Raw genomic sequence first — 20,749 nt, 5'->3', positions numbered from 1 at the left:
GGAGCTCCTTGTACAGTCCGTTGAAGGAGCGACATGGATAGCGCCGCCACGCAAGCAGCGCTGCGAGGTAGTTCACACCTTCTTCGGCTGTGTTGGCAGGCGTCAACGAACGCCGCAGATGCCCTGGACGTGCCGGCACGAGCCGACAGCGGTTGTCTTGCCGCGTTGAAGTGGCTGGCCGGCACTGGATGATCACGACAGCGTTGGCCTTCCCACTACAATGCCCTCCGCTTTCACGGAGAACGTGCAGATGATCTACCGCGGTTGGGGAATCATGACGCTGGTGACGCCGATTGCAGCGATCCTGCTGCTGGCGTACTTCTTCCCGCATGACGGCCCCAAGGGCAATATTCCGCTGCAGCAGGTGCTGCTGGGGGCAGGTATCGGCGCAACCGTGAACGTGCTGCTGGGCCTGTGGCTCAACCGTGCGCCCCGGCAGAAGGGCGAGGCCGCGCGCCATCATTTCTTCTTCGTACCGATGCAGTGGGCCGCGCTGGTTCTGGTGGCGGTGTGCATGGTGGTCGCACTGCTGCGCTGAGACGCTGCCCGAACAGCGCCAACCAAGGTTGGCGGCTACCGGCCATGCCGTTGTTCCTGTAGAGGCCAACCCTGGTTGGCATATGGGCATGCCGATGTTCTGGTAGATGCCAACCTTGGTTGCAGGGATTCAAAAGCGGCAAGAAAAAAGGCCCCGGATCGCTCCGGGGCCTTTCTGTGTCATCTCACCACCGGATCAGCGATCCGGGCGGTGTGCAGCATCCGCGTCGCGCTGGCGTTCCATGAACTCCTTGGACGGTTCATCCAGCTTGTCACCCAGCATGCGGCGCACGACCACGAAGAACACCGGGATCATCAGCAGGCCGAGCAGGGTGGCGAACAGCATGCCGCCGATCACGCCGGTACCGATGGCGTGGCGGGAGTTGGCGCCGGCGCCGGTGGAGATCGCCATCGGAATCACGCCCATGATGAACGCGAACGAGGTCATCAGGATCGGGCGGAAGCGCAGGCGGGCCGCTTCGATGGTGGCATCGCGCAGGTTCCTGCCGGCTGCGCGCTGCTCCACCGCGAACTCCACGATCAGGATCGCGTTCTTCGCCGCCAGGCCGATCACGGTGATCAGGCCGATCTTGAAGAACAGATCGTTGGGCAGGCCACGCAGCATCGACAGGCCGAGGGCACCGAGCACACCCAGCGGGCACGACCAGCAGCACTGCCACCGGGATCGACCAGCTTTCGTACAGGGCCGCCAGGCACAGGAACACCACCACGATGGACAGCACCAGCAGCAGCGTCGCGGCGTTGCCGGCCAGGATTTCCTGGTAGGACATGCCGGACCAGTCGTAGCCGAAGCCGGCCGGCAGGTCGTCGTTGACGATGCTCTCCATGGTCTGCATCGCTTCACCCGAGCTGGTGCCCGGGGCCTGCGAGCCGACGATGTTGATCGCCGAGTAGCCGTTGTAGCGGCTCAGCGACGGCGGTGCCGACACCCATTCGGACTTGACCACCGTGTTGAGCGGGATCATCGCGTTGGTGCCGTCGGCATTGGTGGTCAGGCTGGACGGGCTGTAGAAGCTCTTCAGCGATTCCTGGCCGGTGCGGTACGGGCCATCGGCCTGCATGGTCACGCGCTTGATGCGGCCTTCGTAGAAGAAGTCGTTGACGTACACCGGGGCCAGCATCAGCTGGATGGTGCTGTACACGTCCGACACCGACATGCCCATCGACTGCGCCTGCACGCGGTCCACGTGCAGCTGCAGCTGCGGGGCGTTTTCCAGCCCGTTCGGACGCACGCCGACCAGTGCTTCGGCTTTTGCGCAGCCTTGCCCAGCAGGATGTTGCGCGCCTGGGTCAGCTGTTCGTAGCCGGCACCACTGCGGTCCTGCAGCCACATGTCGAAGCCGCCGAACTGGCCGAGGCCCTGCACGGTGGGCAGGTTGACCACGAAGATCTGCGCTTCCTTGATGCCGTAGAACGCGCCGTTCATGTTCTGGATGAACTCGGGCGCGGTGAACTTGCGTTCCTCCCACGGCTTCAGGCGGATGAAGCCCATGCCCACGTTCTCGCCGGAACCGACGAAGCTGAAGCCGGCCACCTGCAGCATGCCTTCATAGCCATCCTGCTTTTCCAGGATGCCGCGCATCTGCGCGAACACTTCGTTGGTCTGGCCCTTGGTCGAGCCCGGCGGCAGCTGCACGATCGCCAGCGCATAGCCCTGGTCTTCTTCCGGCAGGAAGCTGCCCGGCATGCGGGTGAACAGGAAGCCGCACAGCGCGGTCAGCACCACGAACAGGATCATCCAGCGCGGCGCATGGCGCACCGCCGAGGTGATGTGCCCACATAGGTGTGGCTGATCTTGTCGTAGTACTTGTTGAAGGTGCGGTAGATGATGTTCGGGTTGTCGTTGTGCGTCGGCTTGAGGAAGGTCGCGCACAGCGCCGGGGTGAAGCCCAGTGCCAGGAACGCCGAGAACGCCATCGAGATGGCGATGGTCAGCGCGAACTGCTTGTAGATCTCACCGGCAGCACCGCCCTGCAGGGGCGGACGGGATGAACACCGCGGCCAGCACGACGGTGATCGCCACCACCGCGCCGGTGATCTGGGTCATTGCCTTCTGCGTGGCCGGCTTCGGCGCCAGGCCTTCCTCGGTCATGATGCGTTCGACGTTCTCGATCACCACGATCGCGTCATCGACCACGATGCCGATCGCCAGCACCATCGCAAACAGGGTCAGCTGGTTGATCGTGAAGCCGATCATCCACATGCCCAGGAAGGTGCCGAGCAGGGCCACCGGGATGACCAGGGTCGGGATCAGCGTGGCGCGGAAGTTCTGCAGGAAGATCAGCATCACCAGGAACACCAGGAACACTGCTTCAAACAGTGTCTTGACCACTTCCTGGATGGAGATCTTGACGAAGGTGGTGCTGTCGTACGGCGAGAACCAGGTCACGCCGGACGGGAAGCTGGGCTGCAGCTCGTCCATCTTGGCGCGCACCGCATCGGCCACGTTCAGGGCGTTGGCGCCCGGCAGCAGCTGGATGGCGAAGGCGCCGGTCGGCTTGCCGTTGTACTGGGTGTCGAAGCCGTAGTTGTTGGCACCGAAGGCAACGCGGGCGATGTCCCTCAGCAGCACGCGCGAGCCGTCAGCGTTGGCGCGCAGGATGATGTTCTCGAACTCCTGCGGCGAGCTGAAGCGGCCTTCGGCCGAGACCGTGGCGGTGAAGTGCTGGCCTTCCGGCGACGGGTCCGAACCCAGCGCACCGGCAGCGAACTGCACGTTCTGCGCACGCACCGCGGCAGCACCTGGCTGGCCGACAGGCCGTAGCCCTGCATCTTTTCCGGGTTCAGCCAGATGTTCATGGCGTACTCGGAACCGAACTGCTGGGTGCTGCCGACGCCCGGGGATACGCGAGACCTGGTCGAGCACGCGCGAACCAACGATGTCGTTCAGGGCGTCACGGTTGATGGCCGGGTGTATCGGACTGCAGCGCGATCACCATCAGGAAGCCGGCGTTGGCCTTGGCCACCACCACGCCCTGCTGGGTCACTTCCGAAGGCAGTCGTGGCGTGGCCAGCGAGACCTTGTTCTGCACCTGCACCTGGGCGATGTCCGGATCGGTACCGGTCTCGAAGGTCAGGGTGATCTGCGCACGGCCGTTGGAGGCGGACGAGGAACTGAAGTACAGCAGGTGATCGATGCCGGTCAGCTGCTGCTCGATCACCTGGGTGACCGATTTCTCGGTGGTGTCCGCACTGGCGCCCGGGTAGGTCGCCGAGACGGTGACCTGCGGCGGGGGCGATGTTGGGATAGGACTCCACGCCCAGGTTGAGGATCGCGATCACGCCGCTGAGCGAGATCAGGATCGCAACCACCCAGGCGAAGACTGGATGTTCGATGAAAAATTTAGGCATGACGGAAGGTCCCGTTACTGCTTGTTCGAATCGGTGGCGGCCGGCTTGCCCGCATCGGCCTGCTCGGCTTGGCCGCGTCGGCCGGTGCCTTGCCTGCGGCCGGTGCTGCGCCCGCCGGAGCGGCGCCGCCTGCGGCAGGCTTGCCGTTGGCGTCCTGCCCCGGGGTCCACGGCTTGGCGACTGCCGGTGCACCTTCCTTGACCTTCTGCACGCCGGCCACGATCACCTTGTCACCGGCGGCCAGGCCGTCGCTGACCAGCCAGTTGCCGTTCTGCGCGCCATCGGTCTTCACGTTCTTGCGCACGACCTTGCCGTCGGCACCGACCACCATCACGTAGCCGCCGGTGGTGTCGCGCAGCAGGGCCTGCTGCGGCACCAGGTAGGCGTTGTTGCGCTCGCCCAGGTTGGCCTGGAAGCTGACGAAGGCGCCGGGCAGCAGGATCTGCTGCGGGTTCGGCAGCAGCGCGCGCAGCGACACTGCGCCGGTGGCCGGGTCGACCGTGGTCGAGGAGAAGTCCAGCGTGCCCGGCTCATCATAGGTGCTGCCGTCGGCCAGCTTGACGTTGACCGTAGCCTTGCCGTCACCGGACAGCGCCAGCGCGCCCCTGGCCTGCTGCGCACGCAGCTGGGTCAGCTCATCCACGCTCAGCGAGAAGTTGACGTACAGCGGGTCGAGCTGGTCGACGGTGGTCAGCAGGGTCACATCGCCCTGGCCAACCAGCGCGCCCTCGGTGACCTGCTGCTTGTTGGCCACGCCGCTGATCGGCGCGGTCACTTCGGTGTAGCCCAGGCTGATGCGCGAGGAGGTCACCGAGGCTTCGGCCTGCTTGACTGCGGCCAGCGCGGTGCGCTCGGCCGATTCGGCATTGTCCAGGTCGGCCTTGGAGACGAACTGCTGCGGGGCCAGCGAACGTGCGCGGTCGGCGGCGACCTTGGCGTTGGCGTAGGTCGCGCGGGCCGAGGCCAGCTGCGCCTCGGAGGCATTGAGCGAGGCACGCAGCGGCGCCGGGTCGATCAGGAACAGGGTCTGGCCCTGCTTGACCTGCGAGCCTTCCTGGTAGACGCGCTTGAGCAGCACGCCGGGCACGCGTGCGCGGACGTCGGCGCTGCGGAACGGCGACAGGCGGCCGACCAGCTCGCGCTGCAGCGGCAGGGTCTGCGGCTTGGCGTCGATCACGCCCACCTCCGGCGGCGGGGGCATCTGCTGTTCCGGCTTCTTGCAGGCAGCCAGAGCGACAGCAACGGCGCACGTCAAGGCAAGGGTGCGGAGTGGGGCGGTCATCAGGAGGAACTCCGGGGTTGGTTTGTAGACGGGGCCGGCGACGGCTGTGGCGCGAACGCGCGCAGGAAGCTGTCGACGGAGAACTCTGCCCAGCGCCGACGCAAGAGCGCGTCATCACGATGGGGGGTGTGGAAGCGCTGTTTGTCGAAATCCTGACCGGCGATCATGCTCAGCAGCAGTTCGGCCATGAAGTGCGGGTCGTCATGCCGGAGCTGGCCTTGCATGCAAACGGTTTCAATCCATTCAGCAAGATGAAGCGTCAGCGCGCCGGCACCATGCCGGTACAGCGTACGCGCCTCTTCGGGAAACTGGGCCGCCTCGGCTGCAATCAGCCGGCAGGCCTGTCCTACGTGCGGTTGGTTGAAATGCTCCAGGAAGTCGGTGGCGAACTGGAGCAGGCTGGCACGCAGGTCGTCACCGCGGAGTGCACGCAGCATGGCCCCGGTGGCGTGGCCGACGTGGCGCTGCATCACCCGGCGCAGCAGTTCCTGCTTGCTGCCGTAGCGCGAGTACAGGGTCTGCTTGGAGCAGCCGGCATGCTGGGCCACCGCGTCCATGCTCATCTGCATGCCCTGCTGGGCCAGCAGTTCGCGCACGGCATCGAACACGCGCTCATCGCGCGCGTCGAGGGCAACGGGGAGGTAGGCCGGGTTCACGCGGTGGACTATACCGTCCAGTTCAGGATTGTGGAATCGAATCGGCGTCGCCGCGTGTGTCTTCCGGTAACACGCTTTGCCGATCCTGTCGGCAGTGCTGAAGCAGGCGCCAGCTCCATACCGGAGCGAACTGAATAGGCGTCTAAACCGCAGCAAACCCGAATCTGGTTATTCCGTCCTGCAGCAAGGCCTTTTCGTGCGGTAGGGCTACAATTTCATTTTCCCAACTGAGCAAGCGCATCGCTCTGCCATGAAACCGCAAAAAACCGCAGCCAAGACCGTGAAAAACAAGACCAAACCAGCAGAGTCGGAGGTCGCAGTGACCGCTGGTTTCTCCCTGGAGCCGGTGTACACGGCATTGCGCAAGCGTTACCCCGCGGCCGCACAGGCCGAAGCGGTGGCCTTCGCCACTGACTTCTACAAGCGCATGGAGTCGGACGAGTTCCCGCACCACAGCGCTGAAGAGTGGGCCGCGCTCGCGGCTGAGACGCTGGAATTCGCCCGGACCCGCAAGGCCGGCAAGGCCAACGTCCGCGTGTTCAATCCGACCGCGAAGGCCAACGGTTGGGAATCGCCGCACACCGTGCTGCAGATCGTCAACGACGACATGCCGTTCCTGGTCGACACCGTCACCATGTCGCTGGCCGAGCAGGGCGTGGGCGTCCACGTGCTGGGCCACCCGGTGCTGCGCTTCACCCGCGACAAGGCCGGCAAGCTGGTCAAGGTCGGCGAAGGTGACACCGAGTCGGTGATGCTGCTGGAAATCGACCGCCAGCCGGCCGAAGCCATGGCTGCCATCGAGCAGGCCATCAACAAGGCGCTGGACGAAGTGCGTGCGATCGTGCGCGACTGGCAGCCGATGAAGGACAAGGCGCTGGCGCTGGCCGACGACCTGGGCAGCCGCCAGCTGCCGGTCGACGACGCGTCGCGCAAGGAAGCACAGGAGTTCCTGCGCTGGGCCGCCGACAACCACTTCACCTTCTTCGGCTACCGCGAGTACCGCGTCGAGAAGCAGGGCAAGGAAGAAGTGCTGGCGCCGCTGAACGACACCGGCCTGGGCCTGATGCGCGGCAAGGACAAGTCCGCCGCCCGTCCGGTCAAGACCCTGGCCGCGCAGGGCCTGAACACCACGTCCGGTCTGAAGGACGCGCTGATCCTGACCAAGACCAATGCCCGTTCGCGCGTGCACCGCGCCGGCTACATGGACTACATCGGCGTGCTGGAATTCGACGCCAAGGGCAAGATCATCGGCGAGCAGCGCTTCCTCGGCCTGTTCACCTCCAGCGCCTACAACCGCCGCCCGTGGGAAATCCCGCTGGTGCGCCAGCGCCACGAGCACGTGATGAAGCAGTCGGGCCTGGCCCCGGCCAGCCACAGCGGCAAGGCGCTGCGCCACATCCTGGAAACCCTGCCGCGCGAAGAACTGTTCCAGTCCAGCGAGGACGAACTGTTCCGCACCGCGATGGGCGTGCTGGGCCTGCAGGAGCGCGTGCGCAGCCGCCTGTTCCTGCGCCGCGACAAGTACAGCCGTTTCATCTCCGCGCTGGTCTACCTGCCGCGTGAGCGCTTCAACACCGACGTGCGCCTGCGCATCGAAGCGATGCTGAAGGACGCGCTGCACGGCGAGTACGTCGACAGCTCCGTGGTGCTGGGCGAATCGCCGCTGGCCCAGGTGCACCTGATCGTGCGCCCGAAGCCGGGTGAGATGCTCGACGTCGATACCGCCGAACTGGAGCAGAAGCTGGCCCAGGTGCTGCGCAACTGGCAGGACGACCTGCGTGAAGCGCTGGTGACCCGCCATGGCGAAACCGAAGGCCTGCGCATCGCCGCCCGCATCGGCAAGGCACTGCCGGCCGGCTACATCGAAGACAACAGCACCGCCGTTGCCGCCAACGATGTCAGCCAGCTCGATGCGCTGACCGGCCCGGACGACCTGCGCCTGAGCCTGCAGGCCGTGCCGCGCGAAAGCGGCGATGGCCTGCGCCTGAAGCTGTATCGCCAGCTGGACGACATTCCGCTGTCGGACGCGCTGCCGATGATGGAAAACATGGGCCTGCGCGTGATCGCCGAGCGTCCGTACCGCCTGTCGGTCGACAACGCCCCGGTGTACGTGCAGGACTTCGAGGTCGAGTCGACCGCCGGCGCGATCGATGCCGCCAGCGTCGATGAAGCCTTCGGCGAGACCTTTGCCCGCGTCTGGCACGGCGATGCCGAGAACGACGGCTTCAACCGCCTGGTGCTGGCTGCCGGCCTGCACTGGCGCCAGGTCGCCATGCTGCGTGGCTACTGCAAGTACCTGCTGCAGACCGGCGTACCGTTCTCGCAGGCCTACGTGGAAGGCACCTTCGCGCGCTACCCGCTGCTGGCCCGCCTGCTGGTCGAGCTGTTCGAAGCCCGCTTCGATCCGGCCACCGGCCACGAAGGCAAGGACGACATCGCGGCTGGCCAGGCCCAGCTGAAGGCCCACTTCGACGTGCTGGCTGCTGGCGACGACGCCACCCTGAAGGTGCTCAAGACCGTGGTCGACGCCCGCAAGGGTGACCGCGACGCGCAGATGCAGGCCGCGCGCGACGCGCTGCTGAAGCTGATGGACCGCGTGTCCAGCCTGGACGAGGACCGCATCCTGCGCTCGTTCATGGGCGTGATCGACGCGACCCTGCGCACCAGCTACTACCAGACCGATGCCAACGGCCAGCACGGCCATGTCATCAGCTTCAAGTTCGATTCGGCGCTGGTGCCGGACCTGCCGAAGCCGCGCCCGTACCGCGAAATCTTCGTCTACGGCCCACGCGTGGAAGGTACCCACCTGCGCTTCGGCGCGGTCGCCCGTGGCGGCCTGCGCTGGTCGGACCGTCGTGAAGACTTCCGTACCGAAGTGCTGGGCCTGGTCAAGGCACAGATGGTCAAGAACACCGTCATCGTGCCGGTCGGCGCGAAGGGCGGCTTCTTCGCCAAGACTCCGCCGGTGAACGGCGACCGTGATGCGATCTTCGCCAACGGCGTGGCCTGCTACAAGCTGTTCATCCAGGGCCTGCTGGACATCACCGACAACATCGTCAACAACAAGATCGTGCCGCCGGTGGATGTCGTGCGCCACGACATGGACGATCCGTACCTGGTGGTGGCCGCCGACAAGGGCACCGCGACCTTCTCCGACATCGCCAACGGCCTGGCCATCGCGCACGGCTTCTGGATGGGCGATGCGTTCGCCTCCGGTGGTTCGGTCGGTTACGACCACAAGGGCATGGGCATCACCGCACGCGGTGCGTGGGAGTCGGTCAAGCGCCACTTCCGTGCGCTGGGCCGTGACAGCCAGAGCCAGGACTTCACCGCGGTCGGCGTCGGCGACATGTCCGGCGACGTGTTCGGCAACGGCATGCTGCTGTCGCGCCACATCCGCCTGGTCGCTGCGTTCGATCACCGCCACATCTTCCTGGACCCGAACCCGGATGCGGCCACCACGTTCGTTGAACGTGAGCGCCTGTTCACCGTGCCGCGTTCGAGCTGGGCGGACTACGATGCCAAGCTGATCAGCAAGGGCGGCGGCGTGTACCCGCGTACCCTGAAGTCGATCGAGATCACCCCGCAGGTGCGTGAAGCGCTGGGCCTGGACGAGAACGTCAAGGCGCTGTCGCCGAACGACCTGATGAGCGCGATCCTGAAGGCGCCGGTCGACCTGCTGTGGAACGGCGGCATCGGTACCTACGTCAAGGCCGCCAGCGAGCAGCACAGCGATGTCGGCGACCGTGCCAACAACGCGCTGCGCTGTGAACGGTGGCGAGCTGCGCTGCAAGGTGGTGGGCGAGGGCGGCAACCTGGGCATGACCCAGCTGGGCCGCATCGAAGCCGCGCAGGCCGGCGTGCTGCTCAACACCGACTTCATCGACAACTCGGCTGGTGTCGACACCTCCGACCATGAAGTCAACATCAAGATCCTGCTCAACGATGTGGTGCGGGCCAAGAAGCTGACCGTCGAGCAGCGCAACAAGCTGCTGGCTTCGATGACCGATGAAGTCGCCGAGCTGGTGCTCAACGACAACTACCGCCAGAACCAGGCGCTGAGCCTGATGGAGCGGATGGCGGTCAAGCGCCTGGGTTCCAAGCAGCACTTCATCCGTACCCTGGAGCAGCAGGGCCTGCTTGATCGCCAGATCGAGTTCCTGCCGTCCGATGCCGAGCTGTCGCAGCGCAAGGCACGCGGCCAGGGCCTGACCCGTCCGGAACTGTCGGTGCTGCTGTCCTACTCCAAGCTGGTGGCGTTCGCCCAGCTGCTGGATTCGGACATCCCGGAAGATCCGTACCTGTCCAAGGAACTGCAGCGCTACTTCCCGACCCCGCTGCAGAAGAAGTACGCCGACGCAATGGAGCGTCACCGCCTGAAGCGCGAAATCATCGCCACGGCCGTGACCAACCAGACCATCAACCGCATGGGCGCCACCTTCCTGATGCGCATGCAGGAAGACACCGGCCGTTCCATCGCCGAGGTCGCCAAGGCCTACACCATCAGCCGTGAAACGCTGGATGCACGCGCGCTGTGGGCGCAGATCGATGCCCTCGACGGCAAGGTGCCGGAGTCGGTGCAGATCGACGCACTGGAAGTGATCTGGAAGCTGCAGCGCTCGTTCGTGCGCTGGCTGCTGTCGCGCCCGGGCGCGATGCCGGGCATCACCGAAGCGGTCAACCGCTACCAGGGTCCGTTCAACGACATCCGCGTTGCCTCGGGTGTGCTGCCGGATTCGCAGCGTCCGACCTATGAAGCCCTGGTGGCCGAGTGGAAGGAAAAGGGCCTGCCGTCCGCGCTCGCGCAGCAGCTGGCCGAACTGCACTTCCTGGAGCCGGCGTTCGACATCATCGAACTGGCCCGTACCCGCAAGCTGAAGCCGGTGGACGTGTCCAAGGTCCACTTCCGCCTGGGCGATGCCCTGCAGCTGCCGTGGCTGTTCGAGCAGGTCGATGCGCTGGAGGTCAACGGCCGTTGGCACGCCGTGGCACGTGGCGTGCTGCGCGACGAGCTGGCCGCCAACCACCGCAACCTGGCTGGCCAGGTGCTGGGCACCAAGGGTGGCAGTGCTGAGGCGAAGGTGGCGGCCTGGATGGGCCGCGACGACAACAGCCTGCGCTTCACCCTGGCGATGCTGGCCGAACTGGCCGAGCAGAAGACCCTGGACTACCCGACCGTCTCGGTCGCGGTCCAGCGCCTGGGCCAGCTGGCCGCACATGGTGCGTAAGTGAAGTAGTGCCAGGCCATGCCTGGCATGAGTGAAACGGAACGGCCCCGCGAAAGCGGGGCCGTTCTGTTTTGTAGCGCGCGCCTGGGACGGGTAGTGCCGGCCGCTGGCCGGCAACCCCATGGACCTCCCCGCAGATGGGCGATTGCCGGCCAGCGGCCGGCACGACCGGGTATGCTCTTGCTGGCACACCCACCCGGATCCACCGATGAGCGACACCCCCCGCATCGCCTTCCTGGCCAGCGCCACCGAACCTGCACAGATGGCCCGCGCGGCGATGGTCTCGCGCTATGGCGATCACGCGCCGGAGCAGGCCGACGTGCTGTGTCCGCTGGGCGGCGACGGCTTCATGCTGCAGACCCTGCACCGGCATGGGCACCTGGGCAAGCCGGTGTTCGGCATGAAGCTGGGCACCGTCGGCTTCCTGATGAACCAGTACCGTGGCGACGACGACGTGCAGGCGCGCATTGCCCGTGCCGAACCGGCCAACCTGCGCCCGCTGGAAATGGTGGCGCTGACCGAGTCGGGCACCAGTACCGGTTCGCTGGCTTACAACGATGTGTCGCTGCTGCGCCAGACCCGGCAGGCCGCGCATATCGGCATCGACCTCAACGGGCAGGAACGCGTGGCCGAGCTGATCGGCGACGGCGTGCTGGTGGCCACCCCGGCCGGCAGCACCGCCTACAACTATTCCGCGCACGGTCCGGTGCTGCCGCTGGGTTCGCATACCATCGCGCTGACGCCGTTGGCCCCGTACCGGCCGCGTCGCTGGCGCGGGGCGATTCTCAAGGCCGACACCGAGGTGCGCTTCCGCGTGCTCGATCCCTACAAGCGCCCGGTCAGCGTCACTGCGGATTCGCACGAGACCCGCGACGTGGTCGAGGTGACCATCCGTGAGTCGAAGGACCGCCGCGTGACCCTGCTGTTCGACCCGGAGCACAACCTGGAAGACCGGATCCTGAGCGAACAGTTCGTTTTTTGAGGACAATGGGCGGCCGGCCCCGCCGACCGCTTGAAGGACCCCCACCGATGGGCGACAACTCCCCCCGTTTGCTGACCGTCGCGGTGACCTCGCGCGCCCTGTTCGACCTCGAGGAAAGCCATGCGCTGTTCGAGAGTGATGGCGTGGCGGCCTATGCCGAATTCCAGCGCCAGCATGAGGACGATATCCTCGGCCCCGGCGTGGCCTTCCCGGTGGTGCGCAAGCTGCTGGCGCTGAACCAGGGCGCCAGCCCGGAGAGCCCACGGGTCGAGGTGATCCTGCTGTCGCGCAACTCGGCCGATACCGGCCTGCGCATCTTCAACTCGATCCAGCACTACGGCCTGGGCATCATCCGTGCGACGTTCACCGCCGGCGAGCCGACCTGGCCGTACGTGAAGCCGTTCGGTACCGACCTGTTCCTGTCGGCCAACCCGGAATCGGTGCGCAGCGCGCTGCGGCATGGCATTGCGGCGGCGACCATCCTGCCCAAGCCGCCTGGCGAGACCGCCGCTGCGGCGGCCGACCAGATCGATACCGGTCGCCCGGCCGGCCAGCTGCGCATCGCCTTCGACGGTGACGCCGTGATCTTCGGTGACGAGAGCGAGCGCATTTCGCGCGAGCAGGGCGTGGAAGCCTTTGGCCGCCACGAGCGCGAACGCGCCCGCGAGCCGCTCAGCGGCGGTCCGTTCCGCGGTTTCCTGTCGGCCCTGCATACATTGCAGGAAGTGTTCCCGGCCGGCGAGAGTGCGCCGATCCGCACCGCACTGGTCACCGCGCGATCGGCACCGGCGCATGAGCGGGTGATCCGCACCCTGCGCGAGTGGGGCGTGCGCCTGGACGAGGCGCTGTTCCTCGGTGGTCGCCACAAGGGGCCGTTCCTGCAGGCGTTCGGCGCCGACATCTTCTTCGATGATTCGCAGCACAACATCGACAGTGCCCGCGAGCATGTGGCCGCCGGCCACGTACCACATGGTGTCGCCAACGAGAGCTGAGGGCACGACGGGTCGGTGCCTGGCACTGCCATGCTTCCGTGCCCACCAAGGTGGGCACCTACCAGGGCGCTGTGCCCTGGTAGTCGCCAACCTTGGTTGGCATTGCCGTCAGGCCACGGGTCCGGTCACGGCCTGCCGGACATCCCCAGCTGCAGGTCCACCACCTTCCAGCGCAGGCCCTGCGGTTCAAGAACCACCTTCAGCGGCGGTTGGCCGGGGCCGCGATCGACATCGATCACGAAGCGGTCCAGTGCCTCGAAATGGTGCTCGGCATGCTTCAGCGGCCGCGCCGGTTCGGTCGCACCGAAGGCATCGCCGCCCTGCAGTTCATTGCGGCCACGCTTCCACAGCACGTGGCCCTGCAGCATCGCGCCGATCCCGGTCGGGGTCACCATGGTCTCCACCGCAGCACCGCCAAGCTGGTCGCCCAGGCCATAGAGCAGGGCGCCGAACGGGCTGGCTGCCACGTCGGGGCCGGCCTGGCGCACCAGGTAGTCATTGAGCTGCGCACGCAGGCTGCTGCGCACGCGCGGGAAATCGACGTAACGCTCCAGGCGGGCAGTGTCGCGCTGCTCGATGGCCTTGGACAGGCCATTGACGGTCATGTAGGGGCCGCCGAACCACCAGGCCGCGACGGCCAGGACCAGCAGCACAATGAGTGCGGTGAGTTTCTTCATGCCGACCAGACTGCCGCAATGGCGGCAGTGCCGGGTGAAGACTCAATGACTGGGCGAGCCACGGCCGTCACCGAAGGCATCGACCAGTTGTTGCCGTTCGGCCGGGGTCAGTGCTTCCAGCCGCGTCGCCAGCACCTCGTCGAGGCTGCGGGTGCGGGTGGTGCCGAGGATGCCGCTGGCCACGCCGGGATGGCCCAGCGCATAGGCGAAGGCGGTCTGGGCCGGGCGTTGGCTATGGATCGCGCCCATGGCGCGCCGCATCTGGCGGGCACTGCGCATCAGCTGGCGGCTGCTGGGTTTCAGCAGGCGCGCGCCAGGTACCAGCCATCGGCCAGCCGTGGCAGGCGAGGGCGCGCGGGCAACAGGTGACCCTGCGCCAGCACGGTGCCGGCCAGCACGCCAATGCCCACCGCCTGCAGCTGGTCGATCAGCGGTTCGCGGTCCTGCTGCAGGGCGTTGTAGTCCAGCAGCACCACATCGAACGCGTCGGATGGGCGATCATCCAGCGCAGGGTCGATGCCGAGTGGGTGTTGATGCCGGTGTGGCGGATCAGGCCGCGTTCGCGCAGGCGTTGCAGCGCGGCCAGCAGGTCGTCATTGATGTCGTGTTCGCTGGCGCCATGCAGCTGGTAGAGGTCCAGATGATCCAGGCCGAGGTTACGCAGCGACGCCTCGCAGCTGGCGGTGATGGCCGCGGGCGAGAAGTTGCGCTGCTCGGCGCCGCTGATGCCGGCCTGGCCGGTGAGCGTGCCGCCTTTGCTGGAGATCACCAGCGCGTCGCGCGGGTACTGCTTCAGCAACGGGCGCAGGATGCGCCCAGGCGCGGCTCGGCATGGAAGCCGGAATAGTTGTGGCCGGTATCGAGCAGGTTCACGCCATGGGCGAGCGCATGCTCGACCACGGCGGCCGCCTCATGCTCGGGGAAGCGGCGATGACCCCAGAAGCCGGAGCAGCCCAGGCCGATCGGTGAAACGGCCAGGGCCTGTGCGGCCGAGCACGCGCCGCTGGCGGGCCAGCGGAAGATCCTGCGACATCAGAACTCCAGGTCCAGCGCGGCGCACAGGTAGTCGACGAATGGACCGAGGGCGGCTAGGTCCTTGCCCAGCGTGGACAGCAGTCGCGGGCCGGTCATGGTGGCATCGTCCAGCGAGCGCCACATCACCCAGTTGCGGTGCTTGAGGTCGTCGATGAACTCGAAGTCGGCCGGGAAGCCACGCGGGGGCCGCACCAGCTTCTCGCTCTCCTCGAAATCGAAGCGCTTGCGCAGGGCCGGCGCATGCGCGGCGGCCTTCCAGCTGCCCGGGTTGTCGAGGATGAAGTGGCGCACGCGACGCTGGGTTTCAGGCTCCGGATGCCACAGGCCGGCACCGACGAAGCTCTCGCCGGGCTGCAGGTGCACGTAGAACGAAGGCGCGGCCACCTCGCGGGCGGCGCTCATGGAACAGGCGCGCGCCCTGCCAGGTCTTGTACGGTGACTTGTCGTTGGAGAAGCGCGCGTCGCGATGGATGCGGAACAGCGAGCCGCCGACGCGCGGGTATCGGCGCGGAAATGCTCGCTGACCTCGGCCAGGGCCGGCTGCAGGTCGCCCAGCAGGCGCAGGAACGGCTGCCGTACGTGGTCTTCATACTGCTGGCGGTGGTCGTTGAACCAGGCCTTGTCGTTGTGCCGCGCCAGGCTGCGCAGGAACTTGAAACTGGCGTCCGAGAAGTAGGTGCTCACAGCGTCTCCTGCAGGTGCTGGCCCCAGTCGCGCAGCGATTGCAGCAGGGCCTGGCGCCGCGCGTCGTCGGGCGCTTCGGCGGCCAGTGCATCGAGCTGCTGCTGGTACTGGGGCAGGTTGAGTTCGCCCAGCCCGCCGTCGCCGAGCAGGCGCTGGCGGCGGTAATCCTGCCAGCGCTGGCGTTCCGCCGGCGCGAGGCTGTCGGGGTGGTTGCGTGCGCGGTAGCGGAACAGCAGCTCCGGCAGGCGCGGGTTCGCGGAAACGGCCTTCCAGCGCGGCCAGCTGCTCCGGAGCGGTGGTGCGTGCCAGTGCAAGCAGCGGCTTGTCGCCATTGCCGAGGAAGCCGTCGTACAGCGAGGCATCGACGTCGACCACGGTGGCGGCGCGGGGCTGGTTGTAGACCTGCCGGGCCTTCTCGGCCAGCTCTGGGGCGAACGCGCGCAGCCGTTCCACCTTGGCCTCGATCGCGGCCACGTCCAGGCCGAGGCGCGCGTGGTCATCGGCGCGCAGGTGGTTCCAGGCGATCAGCGCCGGCACCTTGTTCAGATGTACTTCCTTCAGCGGCACCCGCGCCATGCCTTCGGGCAGCTCGCTGGCGCGCATGTACAGGCGCTGCGCGATCACTTCGGCCGGCAGTTCCAGCAGGTCGTCGATCTCGCCTTCCAGGTCGAACACGATCACCCGGTTGTTGATGGTCGGGGTGAACGGCCAGCGGCAGCACCGGGGCCGCACACAGGCGGCTGGCCGGGTAGCGCATGGAAATGTGCAGCACCGGCTTCATCGCGGCCACGTCCAGCAGGCTGCCGACGAAGCGCTTGTCACGCAGCTTCAGCGCGTAGTCCCACAGGCGTGGCTGCGACTGCTTGAACAGGCGTGCCATGCCGATGGTGGCGCGTACGTCGGACAGCGCTTCGTGCGCATCACCCTCGCGCACGTTGTTGGCCTCGGCCAGGTGCTCGAGCTTGAACGAGGTGGCGCCATCCTCGCGAAGCGGCCACTGGATGCCGTCCGGACGCATCGCGCGCATCAGCCGCAGCATGTCCAGCAGTGTCCCAGCGCGAATTGCCGTTGCGCCACTCGCGCTCATACGGGTCGTGGAAGTTGCGGAACAGGCCGTAGCGGACGAACTCATCGTCGAAGCGCAGCGTGTTGTAGCCCAGCGCGCAGGTGCCGGGGGCGCGACAGCTGCTCGTTGATGCGGTCGAAGGCCTCGGCCTCGCTGATGCCCTCGGCCAGGGCCTGCTGCGGGGTGATGCCGGTGACCAAGGTGGCCATCGGCGAGGGCAGCAGGTCATCGGCCGGGCGCACGAAGAAGCTGACCGGGGTGTCGATTTCGTTGAGGTCGGCGTCGGTGCGGATCGCGGCGTACTGCGAGAATGCGCGTGCGGCGCGGGTCCTGGCCGAAGGTTTCCAGGTCGTAGAACAGGAAGCTGTCGGCCATCAGTGCGCGCCCTCCAGGACCGGCAGCAGCGCGTGATCTGCGCTTCCAGTGCGGCCCAGTCGATGTTGTCCAGTGAATCGTGACCGGCGGTGGCGGCCACCAGCATGTCGCGCTGCAGCTCGGTACGGCGCAGCGCCTCGGCGTAGGGCGTGTGCAGGAAGGTGACCATCGTGTAGTGCGGTACGAAACGGGTCGGCCAGCGCCGCTGCAGTTCCTGCTCCAGTTCGCGCTGCAGCAGGAACGCGGGATCGGCGACGCGGTCGCGCATCTCCAGGTAGTTCTCCAGCGCCATCTGCTGGATGGCACGTGCATTCGGCTTGCGCTCGGCTTCGAACGCGGCGAACGCGCCTTCCAGGTCATCGGCCTCCATCAGGTGGCGGGCCAGCGCAACGCAGTCCTCGAACGCGCAGTTCATGCCCTGGCCGTGGAATGGCACCATCGCATGCGCGGCATCGCCGATCAGCACGGCGCGGCCGTGCTGGTGCCAGCGCTCCAGGGTGAGCGTGCCGAGCAGGCCCGGCGGGTGCTGTTCCCAGTCCGCGCGCAGGTTCGGGATCAACGGCAGGGTGTCGGCGAACTCGCGTGCGAACAGCGCTTCGGCCTGCGCACCGTGTTGACCGTGGCGAAGCTGGGATCGCCCTGGTTGGGCAGGAACAGGGTGACGGTGAAGGTGCCTTCGTGGTTGGGCAGGGCGATGCACATGTAATGGCCACGCGGCCAGATGTGCAGCGCATTGCGCTCGATGCGGAAGCTGCCGTCGGCGGCCGGCGGGATCTCCAGCTCCTTGTAGGAGTGGTCGAGGAAGGCGATGTCCTCGCCCAGCGGCGCACGGCGGTTCATCGCCGCGCGCAGTGCCGAACCGCGCCGTCGGCACCGATCAGGGTGTCGAAGCGGATGTCGTGCGGGCTGTCGTCGCGGTCATCGATGAAACGCGCGTAGCCGCATCGAAATCAACGGTGTGCAGGCGGCGATGGAAGTGCACGGTGGCGCCGGCCTGTTCGGCCAGTTCCAGCAGCGTGGTGTTCAGGTCGCTGCGGGTGGATCGACCAGATCACTTCGCTGTCATCACGGCCATAGCGCTGCAGCTGTGGTTCGCCGTCGCGCGGGTGCACCATGCGGCCCGCGCATCATCACCGCGCGCGCCATCACTTCGTCCTCCACACCCGCCTGGCGCAGCGCATTGCGCCCGCGCTCGGCCAACGCCAGGTTGATCGAACGACCGCTCTCGTAATCGGCCACGCGCGATCGCCGCGGCGTTCGTACAGGGTGATGCGCCAGCCTTGCCGTGACAGCAGGATGGCCAGCAGGGACCCGGCCAGGCCGGCACCAACAATGCTCAACGAGCGGGAAGCATGTGCGATCAACGAACTGTCCAGCAGTAGAGGAGAGGCTGGCTTAAAGGCCGGCCCAGGCTTCCACTTCCTCGACGAAGTGGTGCACGTCCAGGTAGCGGTTGTAGAGCGGGGTGGGCGAGATGCGGATCACGTCGGGCTCGCGCCAGTCGCCGAGCACGCCGATGCCACGCAGGTGCTCGAACAGTGCGCGGCCACGCTCGCGGCCACCGATCACGCGCAGCGACAACTGGCAGCCGCGGCGCTGCGGGTCGGCCGGGGTGATGATGTCCAGCACCTGCGGCAGGCGCGCGCGCACCAGCGCCTCGAGCATGCCGGTCAATGCCAGCGATTTGCTGCGCAGCGCTTCCATGCCGGCGCGCTCGAACAGGTCCAGCGAGGCACGCAGCGGTGCCAGGCCGAGAATCGGTGGATTGCTCAGCTGCCAGCCCTCGGCGCCGATGGCCGGCGTGAACTGCGGCGCCATCTGGAAGCGGGTGGCTTCCTCATGGCCCCACCAGCCGGCGAAGCGCGGCAGGGTGGTGTCGCGGTGGTGGCGCTCGTGCACGAAGGCACCGCCGACTGCCCCCGGGCCGCTGTTGAGGTACTTGTAATGGCACCACACGGCGAAATCGGGGGCTACGTCATGCAGGCGCAGCGGCAGGTTGCCGACCGAGTGCGCCAGGTCGAAGCCGATGCGTGCGCCCTGCAGGCGTGCGGCGCGGGTGATCGCATCGAGGTCGAAGGCCTGGCCGGTGCGGTACTGCACGCCAGGCCACAGCACCAGCGCAAGGCGCGGGCCGTGTTCGGTGATGGCGCGCTCGATGGCGTTCAGCGAGATCGTGCCGTTGGCTTCGTCCGGCTGCACTTCCACAGGCACTCGGCCGGGTCGAAACCATGGAAGCGGATCTGGGCTTCCACGGCGTGGCGATCGGTCGGGGAACGCGCCGGCTTCCATCAGGATCACCGGGCGCTGGGCGGTCGGCCGGTAGAAGCTGACCATCATCAGGTGCAGGTTCACGCTCAGCGTGTTCATCGCCACCACTTCGCTGGGCAGCGCGCCGACCACGCGGGCCAGCTGCGCGCTCACCAGACGGTGGTAGGACAGCCACTGCGTCGGGCCGGTGAAGTGGCCTTCCACCGCCAGCTCGCCCCACTGCTTCATCACTTCCTGCACCGCTGCCTGCGCGCCGCGCGGCTGCAGGCCCAGCGAGTTGCCGACGAAGTAGGTCTGCTCGCCGCCACCGTGGCGCGGAATCAGGAATTCATTGCGCAGCGGGCGCAGCGGATCGGCGGCGTCCAGGGCGATGGCGTTGGTGCGGCTGAGCAGGTCGGACATGGTCGGGCAACAGGCTGCAACGGGACCGCCAGTGTAGCGCCTGGCACGGCGGGACCGACGCCCGGGATGCCTGCGTACCGCTATTGCTGTAGAGCCGAGCCCATGCTCGGCTTCGTGGCCCGGCAGCCGAGCATGGGCTCGGCTCTACAGGGGGCGGGTGGTCAGCCCGCCGCCGGCGCCGGCAGCGGGTCCACGTGCCCGCACTGGCTGCAGGTGCGCAGTTCCAGGCTGGCGTGGTAGCGCGCAAATACCTTGGGCAGGTCGGTTTCGATGTTCTGCAGCGGGAAATACTCTTCGTGCAGCTTGTGGTTGCAGCGCTCGCAATGCCAGATCACGCCATCCATCTCGTGCGGCAGGCGCTTGCGCTCGACCACCAGGCCAATGCCACCGGGCGGCGCCGCGGCGAGTGCGGCACCTTCGCCGGCAGCAGGAAGATCTCGCCGGCACGGATCGGAATATCGCGCACCGCGCCGTCTTCCTGCACCTTCAGCACCATCTCGCCTTCGAGCTGGTAGAACCACTCGGGGCCTTCGTCGTAGTGGTAGTCGGTGCGCGAGTTCGGCCCGCCGACCACCATCACGATGAAATCACCGTTGTCGATCATCTTGTTGCCCACCGGCGGCTTCAGCAGGTGGCGGTTCTCTTCGATCCAGGCGTGCAGGTTGATCGGCGAAGCGAGCATGGTGGTCATCCGTAAGGGATCAGTCGCGCTTGCCCTTGCGCGGGACGTAGGACAGGGCCTTTTCGTAGGCCGGCTGCAGTTCTTCCTGCGAACCGACGTCGATGCCCATCTCGCGCACGCGCCCGTCCTTCAGGCTGTAGACCCAGCCGTGCACCATCAGCTTCTGGCCGCGGGCCCAGGCGTCCTGCACGATGGTCGAGCGGCACAGGTTGGCGACCTGCTCGATCACGTTCAGTTCGCACAGGCGCGCGTGCTTGAGCTCATCGGTCTCGATCGCATCGAGGATGCCGGTGTGCTTCTGCATCACGTCACCGACGTGGCGCAGCCAGTTGTCAGCCAGGCCGACGCGGGTGTTGTGCAGGCAGGCATGCACGCCGCCGCAGCCATAATGGCCAACGATCAGGATGTGTCTCACCTTCAGCTGGTCCACCGCGTACTGCACCACGCTCAGGCAGTTCAGATCGGTGTGGGCGACCACGTTGGCGACGTTGCGGTGCACGAACACTTCGCC

Annotated in this window: 12 protein-coding genes and 8 pseudogenes; 4 read left to right on the top strand and 16 right to left on the bottom strand. The window is 66.9% G+C overall.

Features of this window, described 5'->3' with window-relative positions; genetic code table 11:
- Nucleotides 1–250 precede the first annotated feature (250 nt).
- Nucleotides 251–538, top strand: coding sequence for a hypothetical protein (locus tag AB1281_RS00790; protein WP_430344838.1), 288 nt, complete (start codon nucleotides 251–253; stop codon nucleotides 536–538).
- A 195-nt stretch (nucleotides 539–733) separates the two neighbouring features.
- Here the strand turns inward: AB1281_RS00790 and AB1281_RS00785 are convergent, their stop codons facing one another.
- From AB1281_RS00785 to AB1281_RS00750, 8 genes and pseudogenes are all read right to left on the bottom strand, one after another.
- Nucleotides 734–1,186: an efflux RND transporter permease subunit gene (locus AB1281_RS00785; protein ID WP_430344836.1), complete on the bottom strand. Its 453-nt coding sequence runs from the start codon at nucleotides 1,184–1,186 to the stop codon at nucleotides 734–736.
- 73 nt (nucleotides 1,187–1,259) lie between these two features.
- Nucleotides 1,260–1,790, bottom strand: a pseudogene (locus tag AB1281_RS00780) (efflux RND transporter permease subunit); the annotation flags it as partial.
- Nucleotides 1,679–2,475: pseudogene (locus AB1281_RS00775) on the bottom strand (efflux RND transporter permease subunit). The pseudogenes AB1281_RS00780 and AB1281_RS00775, both read right to left, overlap by 112 nt.
- A 37-nt stretch (nucleotides 2,476–2,512) precedes the next feature.
- On the bottom strand, nucleotides 2,513–3,289 hold the full coding sequence (locus tag AB1281_RS00770) for an efflux RND transporter permease subunit (RefSeq protein WP_430344835.1): 777 nt from the start codon (nucleotides 3,287–3,289) through the stop codon (nucleotides 2,513–2,515).
- A 163-nt stretch (nucleotides 3,290–3,452) separates the two neighbouring features.
- Nucleotides 3,453–3,806 (bottom strand): efflux RND transporter permease subunit, encoded by a 354-nt coding sequence (locus AB1281_RS00765; protein WP_430344837.1) that lies wholly within the window; start codon nucleotides 3,804–3,806, stop codon nucleotides 3,453–3,455.
- 49 nt (nucleotides 3,807–3,855) lie between these two features.
- Nucleotides 3,856–3,909: pseudogene (locus tag AB1281_RS00760) on the bottom strand (hypothetical protein); the annotation flags it as partial.
- Nucleotides 3,902–5,191: an efflux RND transporter periplasmic adaptor subunit gene (locus AB1281_RS00755; protein WP_430344834.1), complete on the bottom strand. Its 1,290-nt coding sequence runs from the start codon at nucleotides 5,189–5,191 to the stop codon at nucleotides 3,902–3,904. The pseudogene AB1281_RS00760 and the gene AB1281_RS00755, both read right to left, overlap by 8 nt.
- A complete protein-coding gene (locus AB1281_RS00750) occupies nucleotides 5,191–5,847 on the bottom strand; it encodes a TetR/AcrR family transcriptional regulator (protein ID WP_014037749.1) in 657 nt (218 codons plus the stop codon). Before AB1281_RS00750 ends, AB1281_RS00755 begins: the two co-directional genes overlap by 1 nt.
- Before the next feature lie 250 nt (nucleotides 5,848–6,097).
- On the opposite strand from AB1281_RS00750, the pseudogene AB1281_RS00745 reads away from it, so the two are divergent.
- From AB1281_RS00745 to AB1281_RS00735, 3 genes and pseudogenes are all read left to right on the top strand, one after another.
- Nucleotides 6,098–11,075, top strand: a pseudogene (locus AB1281_RS00745) (NAD-glutamate dehydrogenase).
- Between the two features lie 208 nt (nucleotides 11,076–11,283).
- Nucleotides 11,284–12,057 carry an NAD kinase gene (locus AB1281_RS00740; protein WP_032962058.1) on the top strand — a complete coding sequence of 258 codons (774 nt, stop codon included), beginning with the start codon at nucleotides 11,284–11,286 and terminating at the stop codon, nucleotides 12,055–12,057.
- A 47-nt stretch (nucleotides 12,058–12,104) separates the two neighbouring features.
- Nucleotides 12,105–13,049: a 5'-nucleotidase gene (locus AB1281_RS00735; protein ID WP_430344833.1), complete on the top strand. Its 945-nt coding sequence runs from the start codon at nucleotides 12,105–12,107 to the stop codon at nucleotides 13,047–13,049.
- 125 nt (nucleotides 13,050–13,174) lie between these two features.
- Here AB1281_RS00735 and AB1281_RS00730 read toward each other — a convergent pair whose 3' ends face one another.
- The 8 genes and pseudogenes from AB1281_RS00730 to AB1281_RS00695 form a co-directional block, all read right to left on the bottom strand.
- Nucleotides 13,175–13,726 carry a DUF2939 domain-containing protein gene (locus tag AB1281_RS00730; protein ID WP_430344832.1) on the bottom strand — a complete coding sequence of 184 codons (552 nt, stop codon included), beginning with the start codon at nucleotides 13,724–13,726 and terminating at the stop codon, nucleotides 13,175–13,177.
- 42 nt (nucleotides 13,727–13,768) lie between these two features.
- Nucleotides 13,769–14,759, bottom strand: a pseudogene (locus AB1281_RS00725) (aldo/keto reductase).
- The gene (locus AB1281_RS00720) at nucleotides 14,759–15,445 is read right to left on the bottom strand and encodes a TIGR02453 family protein (protein WP_430344831.1); all 687 of its coding nucleotides are present in this window, start codon (nucleotides 15,443–15,445) and stop codon (nucleotides 14,759–14,761) included. The pseudogene AB1281_RS00725 and the gene AB1281_RS00720 overlap by 1 nt, the downstream one beginning before the upstream one ends.
- Nucleotides 15,442–16,886: pseudogene (gene sbcB / locus AB1281_RS00715) on the bottom strand (exodeoxyribonuclease I). The gene AB1281_RS00720 and the pseudogene sbcB overlap by 4 nt, the downstream one beginning before the upstream one ends.
- Nucleotides 16,886–18,250 (bottom strand): annotated as a pseudogene (locus tag AB1281_RS00710) (FAD-dependent oxidoreductase). The pseudogenes sbcB and AB1281_RS00710 overlap by 1 nt, the downstream one beginning before the upstream one ends.
- A 31-nt stretch (nucleotides 18,251–18,281) precedes the next feature.
- Complete coding sequence (kynU, locus tag AB1281_RS00705; protein WP_430344830.1) at nucleotides 18,282–19,556, bottom strand: kynureninase; 1,275 nt, start codon at nucleotides 19,554–19,556, stop codon at nucleotides 18,282–18,284.
- Nucleotides 19,557–19,717: 161 nt separating this feature from the next.
- Nucleotides 19,718–20,238: pseudogene (locus AB1281_RS00700) on the bottom strand (3-hydroxyanthranilate 3,4-dioxygenase).
- A 19-nt stretch (nucleotides 20,239–20,257) separates the two neighbouring features.
- Nucleotides 20,258–20,749, bottom strand: a 492-nt coding sequence (locus tag AB1281_RS00695; protein WP_430344829.1) for a carbonic anhydrase, incomplete at its 5' end; no start/stop codon positions are given.

It is taken from the genome of Stenotrophomonas sp. NRRL B-14846 (genome assembly GCF_050473585.1).
GTDB lineage: Bacteria > Pseudomonadota > Gammaproteobacteria > Xanthomonadales > Xanthomonadaceae > Stenotrophomonas.
This window is presented reverse-complemented; position numbering and strand designations above follow the sequence as displayed.

Coding starts and splice junctions, on each gene's coding strand:
- AB1281_RS00790 (WP_430344838.1), top strand. CDS start 251: ATGATCTACCGCGGTTGGGGAATCATGACGCTGGTGACGCCGATTGCA.
- AB1281_RS00755 (WP_430344834.1), bottom strand. CDS start 5,191: ATGACCGCCCCACTCCGCACCCTTGCCTTGACGTGCGCCGTTGCTGTC.
- AB1281_RS00740 (WP_032962058.1), top strand. CDS start 11,284: ATGAGCGACACCCCCCGCATCGCCTTCCTGGCCAGCGCCACCGAACCT.
- AB1281_RS00735 (WP_430344833.1), top strand. CDS start 12,105: ATGGGCGACAACTCCCCCCGTTTGCTGACCGTCGCGGTGACCTCGCGC.
- AB1281_RS00730 (WP_430344832.1), bottom strand. CDS start 13,726: ATGAAGAAACTCACCGCACTCATTGTGCTGCTGGTCCTGGCCGTCGCG.
- kynU (WP_430344830.1), bottom strand. CDS start 19,556: ATGTCCGACCTGCTCAGCCGCACCAACGCCATCGCCCTGGACGCCGCC.